At 63.1% G+C, this 6,243-nt stretch carries 9 protein-coding genes; 5 read left to right on the top strand and 4 right to left on the bottom strand.

Annotated features, from left to right (window positions below; translation table 11 throughout):
* Window positions 1–199: 199 nt before the first annotated feature.
* Both trpA and trpB read right to left on the bottom strand, forming a co-directional pair.
* Window positions 200–1,009, bottom strand: a complete 810-nt coding sequence (gene trpA, locus GYA94_RS25230) for a tryptophan synthase subunit alpha (RefSeq protein WP_054911466.1) — start codon at window positions 1,007–1,009, stop codon at window positions 200–202.
* Window positions 1,006–2,223, bottom strand: a complete 1,218-nt coding sequence (gene trpB / locus GYA94_RS25235) for a tryptophan synthase subunit beta (protein ID WP_161893336.1) — start codon at window positions 2,221–2,223, stop codon at window positions 1,006–1,008. The genes trpA and trpB overlap by 4 nt, the downstream gene beginning before the upstream one ends.
* Window positions 2,224–2,331: 108 nt before the next feature.
* Here trpB and GYA94_RS25240 point away from each other — a divergent pair, with 108 nt between their 5' ends.
* Entirely contained in the window at window positions 2,332–3,228 is an 897-nt protein-coding gene (locus GYA94_RS25240; protein WP_161893337.1) for a LysR family transcriptional regulator, read from the top strand.
* Here the strand turns inward: GYA94_RS25240 and GYA94_RS25245 are convergent.
* Entirely contained in the window at window positions 3,225–3,548 is a 324-nt protein-coding gene (locus GYA94_RS25245; RefSeq protein WP_009682179.1) for an ElaB/YgaM/YqjD family protein, read from the bottom strand. The two genes, GYA94_RS25240 and GYA94_RS25245, sit on opposite strands and share 4 nt — an antisense overlap.
* 150 nt (window positions 3,549–3,698) lie before the next feature.
* On the opposite strand from GYA94_RS25245, the gene GYA94_RS25250 reads away from it, so the two are divergent.
* The gene (locus tag GYA94_RS25250; protein WP_009682180.1) at window positions 3,699–3,914 is read left to right on the top strand and encodes a dodecin; all 216 of its coding nucleotides are present in this window, start codon (window positions 3,699–3,701) and stop codon (window positions 3,912–3,914) included.
* 101 nt (window positions 3,915–4,015) lie between these two features.
* Window positions 4,016–4,237 carry a DUF1161 domain-containing protein gene (locus GYA94_RS25255; RefSeq protein WP_054906241.1) on the top strand — a complete coding sequence of 74 codons (222 nt, stop codon included), beginning with the start codon at window positions 4,016–4,018 and terminating at the stop codon, window positions 4,235–4,237.
* Window positions 4,238–4,274: 37 nt separating this feature from the next.
* On the opposite strand, the gene GYA94_RS25260 is transcribed toward GYA94_RS25255, so the two are convergent.
* Window positions 4,275–5,279, bottom strand: a complete 1,005-nt coding sequence (locus tag GYA94_RS25260) for an LLM class flavin-dependent oxidoreductase (RefSeq protein WP_161893338.1) — start codon at window positions 5,277–5,279, stop codon at window positions 4,275–4,277.
* A gap of 153 nt (window positions 5,280–5,432) precedes the next feature.
* Here GYA94_RS25260 and GYA94_RS25265 point away from each other — a divergent pair, with 153 nt between their 5' ends.
* Both GYA94_RS25265 and GYA94_RS25270 read left to right on the top strand, forming a co-directional pair.
* Complete coding sequence (locus GYA94_RS25265; protein ID WP_009682183.1) at window positions 5,433–5,858, top strand: OsmC family protein; 426 nt, start codon at window positions 5,433–5,435, stop codon at window positions 5,856–5,858.
* A 74-nt stretch (window positions 5,859–5,932) separates the two neighbouring features.
* Window positions 5,933–6,166: a DUF1161 domain-containing protein gene (locus tag GYA94_RS25270; protein ID WP_009682184.1), complete on the top strand. Its 234-nt coding sequence runs from the start codon at window positions 5,933–5,935 to the stop codon at window positions 6,164–6,166.
* Window positions 6,167–6,243 lie beyond the last annotated feature (77 nt).

Consider the following 6,243-nt stretch of genomic DNA (forward strand, 5'->3'; position numbering starts at 1 on the left):
AGGCTACTGGCCCGAAACAAACGTAGGAGCGAGCGCAGCTCGCGATGCGCCGCGCGGGCGGCGCTCGATCTCACAGGCACTGAAGATGCAGCGGCTACCCTTGCCAGGAACCATAGAATCTCCCACAGGTACAGCGCCACCCTCAGGCCCTGTGAAATCCTTGTGGGAGCTGGCTTGCCGGCGATGAAGGCGACGCCGGTCAGCGACGGGCGCCGCGCACCCCTTCCGCCAGTGCCGAGCACAGGCTCAACACATCGCTCACCGCCTGTTCGGCCGTGTTGGCCTGGGCAATCTTGTCGACCAGCGCCGAGCCCACTACCACGCCATCGGCCAGCCGGGCGATGTTCGCCGCCTGCTCTGGGGTGCGAATGCCGAAGCCAACGCTGATCGGCAGGTCGGTATGCCGACGCAGGCGGGCAATGGCTTCGGTCACGTGCTCGGTGGTCGCCGAGCCGGCCCCGGTCACACCGGCCACGGACACGTAGTAGACGAACCCGGAGCTGCGCGCCAGCACACGCGGCAGGCGCGCGTCGTCGGTGGTCGGGGTGGTCAGGCGAATGAAGTCGATACCTGCAGCCTGGGCCGGGGTCGCCAGTTCTGCATCGTGCTCCGGCGGCAGGTCGACGATGATCAGGCCATCGACGCCAGCCTGCTTGGCTTCATTCACGAACGCTTCCACGCCAAAACGGTGGATCGGGTTGTAGTAGCCCATCAGCACGATCGGCGTGGTGTGGTTGTCCACACGGAATTCACGAACCATCTGCAGGGTCTTGACCAGGTTCTGGCCCGCTTCCAACGCGCGCAGGGTAGCGAGCTGGATGGCTACGCCATCGGCCATCGGGTCGGTGAATGGCATGCCCAGTTCGATCACATCGGCGCCCGCAGCAGGCAGGCCCTTGAGGATCTGCAGCGAGGCGTCATAGCCCGGGTCGCCTGCGGTAACGAAGGTGACCAGTGCCGAGCGGCCTTCGGCTTTCAACTCGGCGAAGCGTTGTTCTAGACGGCTCATGCCTGTTTCTCCTGGGTGGCCATGTGGCTCATGACGGTTTGCATGTCTTTGTCGCCGCGGCCCGACAGGCAGATCACCATCAGGTGGTCCTTGGGCAGCTGCGGGGCGCGCTTGATTGCCTCGGCCAGGGCGTGAGCGCTTTCCAGGGCCGGGATGATGCCCTCCAGGCGGCACGTGGCGTGGAACGCATCCAGCGCTTCGTCATCGGTGATGCTGACGTATTCAACGCGCTTCACCTCATGCAGGTAGGCATGCTCGGGGCCGATGCCCGGGTAGTCGAGGCCGGCCGAAATCGAGTGAGCGTCGGTAATCTGGCCGTCATCGTCCTGCAACAGATAGGTGCGGTTGCCGTGCAGTACGCCGGGCACACCGCCGTTCAGGCTGGCAGCATGCTTGTCGGTGTGCACACCGTGGCCGCCGGCTTCAACGCCGATGATCTGGACGGTTGGCTCTTCGAGGAACTCATGGAACAGGCCCATGGCGTTGGAGCCACCCCCCACGCAGGCGACCAGGCTGTCCGGCAGGCGGCCTTCCTTTTCCTGCAACTGGGCACGGGTTTCCTTGCCGATGATCGACTGGAAGTCGCGGACCATTGCCGGGTATGGGTGCGGGCCCGCCACGGTGCCGATCAGGTAGAACGTGTCGTCGACGTTGGTCACCCAGTCGCGCAGCGCTTCGTTCATGGCGTCCTTGAGGGTGCCGGTGCCCGCGGTAACCGGAACGATCTCGGCGCCCAGCAGCTTCATGCGGAACACGTTGGCCTGCTGGCGTTCGATATCGGTGGCGCCCATGTAGATCACGCAGGGCAGGCCGAAGCGCGCAGCGACGGTAGCGGTCGCCACGCCGTGCATGCCGGCGCCGGTTTCGGCGATCAGGCGTTTCTTGCCCATGCGCTTGGCCAGCAGCACCTGGCCGATGCAGTTGTTCACCTTGTGCGCGCCGGTGTGGTTGAGCTCTTCACGCTTGAAGAAGATCTTGGCGCCGCCGCAGTGTTCGGTCAGGCGCTCGGCGAAGTACAGCGGGTTGGGGCGGCCGATGTAGTCGCGCTGGAAGTAGGCCAGCTCTTCGAGGAATTGCGGGTCGGCCTTGGCCGCTTCGTATTCCCGGGCCAGGTCCAGCACAAGTGGCATCAGGGTTTCGGCCACATAGCGGCCGCCGAACGAGCCGAACAGGCCATTGGCGTCGGGGCCGGGGCGGTATTGGGACTGGGTCATGGGGCGCTCCAGGGCGTAGGCAATGAGTGATGGGCTTTACTCTAACCACGACAGGCCCGGCTGAAAACCGATAAGATTGCGCAAACTTGTCAGGAAAACTCACAGGTAATGGCCGACGACCTCCCTCCCCTCAATGCCCTGCGTGCTTTCGAGGCCACTGCCCGGCTTAACAGTGTCAGCCAGGCGGCTGAGGCATTGCACGTTACCCATGGTGCCGTGAGCCGGCAGATCAAGGTGCTTGAGGAGCATCTGGGGGTGGCGTTGTTCGTCAAGGAAGGGCGTGGCATCAAACTCACAGATGCCGGCCTGCGCCTGCGCGATGCCAGTGGCGAGGCGTTCGACCGCTTGCGCAGCGCATGTGCGGAACTGAGCCGCGACACCCGCGAGGCCCCGTTCGTACTGGGTTGCTCAGGCAGCCTGCTGGCGCGCTGGTTCATCCCGCGGTTGGGGCGTTTGCAGGCAGACTTGCCAGAGCTGCGCCTGCACCTTTCAGCCGGTGAGGGTGACCTTGATCCAAGGCGGCCAGGGCTGGATGCGCTATTGGTGTATGCCGAGCCCCCGTGGCCGGCAGACATGCAGGTGCATGTGTTGGCCGAGGAGCGAATCGGCCCGGTGCTGAGCCCGCACTTCGCCGGTTACCAGCGCTTGCAGGGGGCGCCAGCCAAAGCTTTGCTCGAAGAAGCCGTGTTGCACACCACCTCGCGGCCACAGGCTTGGCCGACCTGGGCGGCGCAGCAGGGCCTGGAGCCGGCTGCCATGCACTACGGGCAGGCTTTCGAGCACTTGTATTACCTGTTGGAAGCTGCGGTGGCGGGACTGGGCGTGGCGATTGCGCCGCAACCCCTGGTCGCCGATGACCTGCGGGCGGGCCGCCTGAGTGCGCCGTGGGGCTTTTCACCGACCCCGGCGGCGCTGGCGCTGTGGGTACCTCGGCGCGCCGCTGACGGGCGCGCCGAGCAACTGGCGCAATGGTTGCGGGCAGAACTGCTAGGGCAGAGCGCTTAGTTGCGCTTACACAGCAGGTAAGCTGCCAGCAGGCCCAGGGCGCCGATGGCTACACCGGCAGTGGTGTACGGGTGCTCCTGGGCATAGTCGCGGGTGGCGATGCCGGTCTGGCGGGTACGCTCCTTGACTTCCTCATAGGCATCGCTCAGCAGGCTGCGCGAATGGCGCAGGGCACTCTCGGCGTTGCTGCGCATGGCCTTGACTGATTTCTGGGTTTCTTCGGAGGCATCGTGCTTCAGGCTTTCCAGGCTTTTCAGCAGGCTTTCGATCTCTGCTTCCATGCTTTCCAGGGATGTTTTACGCAGCGAATTGCGGGGCATGTTGACTCTCCTTTGCAGTATGGACTCTATGAAGTGCGACCCTTGGGCTGCACGAAAGTGCGATCGAACTTTCGCCCCTGATGACAGCTCGCAGGTAAACCAGGCTCGCACTGCCAGGCTGAATATCACTGTTACCCAAGGAGAGCGCTCATGACCGATCATCACACCTACAAGAAGGTCGAACTGGTGGGGTCTTCGCCTACCAGTATCGAAGATGCGATCAACAATGCCCTGGCCGAAGCCGGCCAGAGCATCAAGCACATGGAGTGGTTCGAGGTGGCCGAGACCCGTGGCCATATTCGCGACAACAAGGTCGCGCACTTCCAGGTGACGTTGAAGGTGGGCTTCCGTATCGCCAATAGCTGAAACACAGCCAGGCTGGAACAGGTTGCACTGATGGGGTATTAGGAACAGGGCGCCCTGGTGGGCGCCCCTTTCTGGTTTCATCTGCACAAGGAATGCAAGTGATGAACAAACTGATACTGGCGCTGGGCCTGATGACGCTGGCCGGTGGCGCGATGGCGGCGGGCAAACCCTGCGAGGAGCTGAAAGCGGAAATTGCCGCCAAGCTCGATGCCAAGGGGGTTGTTGGCTACAAGCTGGAGATCGTCGAAAAGGGCGACCCGGCGGGCAAGGTGATCGGCAGCTGCGAAGGCGGCACCAAGGAAATCGTCTACCGCCGCGGCTGACGCGGTGGCCCCTTCGCGGGGGCACTCGCGAAGGGGTTCACTCGCTCTTCAAAGCCTGCGCCAGCAGCTCATAAGCGCGGATACGGTCTGCATGCTCGTACAGGTCACAGGTAAACATCAGCTCATCCGCCCCGGTTTGCTCCAGCAACACCTCCACTTTGGCGCGCACTTTCTGCGGGCTGCCGATCATCGCCAACCCTAGGAAGCTGCCTACCGCATCGCGTTCATGGGGCAGCCATAAGCCGTCCATGCTGGGTACCGGGGGTTTCTGCATCAGGCTCTGCCCGCGAATCAGCGCCAGAATGCGCTGGTACACCGAAGTGGCCAGGTATTCGGCCTGTTCATCGGTTTCGGCAACCACCATGGGAATGCCGAGCATCACATAGGGTTTGTCCAGCGTGGTGGACGGTTTGAAGTGGTTGCGATACACGCGGATTGCCTCGTGCATGTAACGCGGCGCGAAGTGCGAGGCGAAGGCATAGGGCATGCCGCGCATACCGGCCAGTTGCGCGCTGAACAGGCTGGAGCCCAGCAGCCACATGGGCACATCGGTGTCCTGCCCAGGCACAGCGATCACTTTTTGATCATCGGTTCGGGGGCCAAGGTAGCGTGACAGCTCTTCGACATCGTCCGGGAAATCGTCCGGGCCACCTGCGCGGTCTCGGCGCAAGGCGTATGCAGTCATCTGGTCGGAGCCTGGCGCACGGCCAAGGCCGAGGTCGATGCGCCCCGGGTACAGGCTGGCGAGGGTGCCGAACTGCTCGGCGATCACCAGTGGCGCATGGTTGGGCAGCATGACCCCGCCGGAGCCTACGCGAATGCTCGAAGTGCCCCCGGCAAGGTAGCCGATAAGCACCGAGGTCGCCGAGCTGGCGATGCCGTCCATGTTGTGGTGTTCGGCCACCCAGAAACGGTTGTAGCCGAAGCGTTCGACATGCTGCGCCAGGTCCAGCGAGTTGCGCAGCGACTGCGCCGGGCCGGCGTCGGCGCGAACGGGCACAAGGTCGAGGGTGGAAATCTTCAGGTCACGTAGCTGCGTCATGGGGCCTCCGCAAGAATGATTGGCCAGAGGCCTTTATGACTCTGTATGGGCGTAATCGTTGGATTCAATGGGGGGTGCGCAATTGCTCTGAACTTGCCGGGCGTACCTGACCTCTGAACCCATAGGCACGTAACCGAGTGACAAGGAGGCATCATGAAGAAGACAGCATCGGCGATCTGGCAAGGTGGTTTGAAGGACGGTAAAGGGCTGCTTTCAACCGAAAGCGGCGCCCTCAAGCAGAACCCTTATGGCTTCAACACCCGTTTCGAGGACACGCCGGGTACCAACCCAGAGGAACTGATCGGTGCGGCGCATGCGGGCTGCTTCTCGATGGCGCTGTCGATGATGCTCGGCGAGGCCGGGCTCACCCCGGACCGGATCGACACGGCGGCGGAAGTCACCCTCGACAAGCAGCCTGATGGTTTTGCCATTACCGCTGTACACCTGGTGTTGCGAGCCAAGGTGCCAGGCGCCAGCGAGGCGCAGTTCATGGAAATAGCCAACAAGGCCAAAGCAGGCTGCCCGGTGTCGAAGGTGCTCAACGCCAAGATCAGCCTGGATGCGGCGTTGGTGGGCTGAAGCGGCGCAACGATGGCAGTTTGCTGTAGTCTAACCAACGTCGGCAGCAATACTGCCTTTTCAGGAGCCGTTCCATGATTCGCGTAGCAATCGCCGTGTTCGCTTCGCTGGTCGCCACATCTGCGCTGGCGGCGGTCAAGCCGTGCGAAGAACTGAAAGCCGAGATCGAGGCCAAGATCCAGGCCCAAGGGGTGGCTTCGTACACCCTGGAGATCGTGCCTAACAGTGAGGTCCAGGACCCGAATATGGTGGTCGGGACGTGCGACGGCGGGACCAAGAAGATCATTTACCAGAAGAATGATCGCTAGCGCTCGAGCATGAGTGGCCGCTTCGCGGCCCATTTGCGACAAAAGCCCGCTTCCACAGGCCCCTGTAGGAGCGGCCT

This window comes from Pseudomonas juntendi (genome assembly GCF_009932375.1).
Taxonomy (GTDB): domain Bacteria; phylum Pseudomonadota; class Gammaproteobacteria; order Pseudomonadales; family Pseudomonadaceae; genus Aquipseudomonas; species Aquipseudomonas juntendi.

What these genes read in the sequence shown, in the direction of transcription:
- trpA (WP_054911466.1), bottom strand. Translation starts at nt 1,009, where the DNA reads ATGAGCCGTCTAGAACAACGCTTCGCCGAGTTGAAAGCCGAAGGCCGC.
- trpB (WP_161893336.1), bottom strand. Translation starts at nt 2,223, where the DNA reads ATGACCCAGTCCCAATACCGCCCCGGCCCCGACGCCAATGGCCTGTTC.
- GYA94_RS25240 (WP_161893337.1), top strand. Translation starts at nt 2,332, where the DNA reads ATGGCCGACGACCTCCCTCCCCTCAATGCCCTGCGTGCTTTCGAGGCC.
- GYA94_RS25245 (WP_009682179.1), bottom strand. Translation starts at nt 3,548, where the DNA reads ATGCCCCGCAATTCGCTGCGTAAAACATCCCTGGAAAGCATGGAAGCA.
- GYA94_RS25250 (WP_009682180.1), top strand. Translation starts at nt 3,699, where the DNA reads ATGACCGATCATCACACCTACAAGAAGGTCGAACTGGTGGGGTCTTCG.
- GYA94_RS25255 (WP_054906241.1), top strand. Translation starts at nt 4,016, where the DNA reads ATGAACAAACTGATACTGGCGCTGGGCCTGATGACGCTGGCCGGTGGC.
- GYA94_RS25260 (WP_161893338.1), bottom strand. Translation starts at nt 5,279, where the DNA reads ATGACGCAGCTACGTGACCTGAAGATTTCCACCCTCGACCTTGTGCCC.
- GYA94_RS25265 (WP_009682183.1), top strand. Translation starts at nt 5,433, where the DNA reads ATGAAGAAGACAGCATCGGCGATCTGGCAAGGTGGTTTGAAGGACGGT.
- GYA94_RS25270 (WP_009682184.1), top strand. Translation starts at nt 5,933, where the DNA reads ATGATTCGCGTAGCAATCGCCGTGTTCGCTTCGCTGGTCGCCACATCT.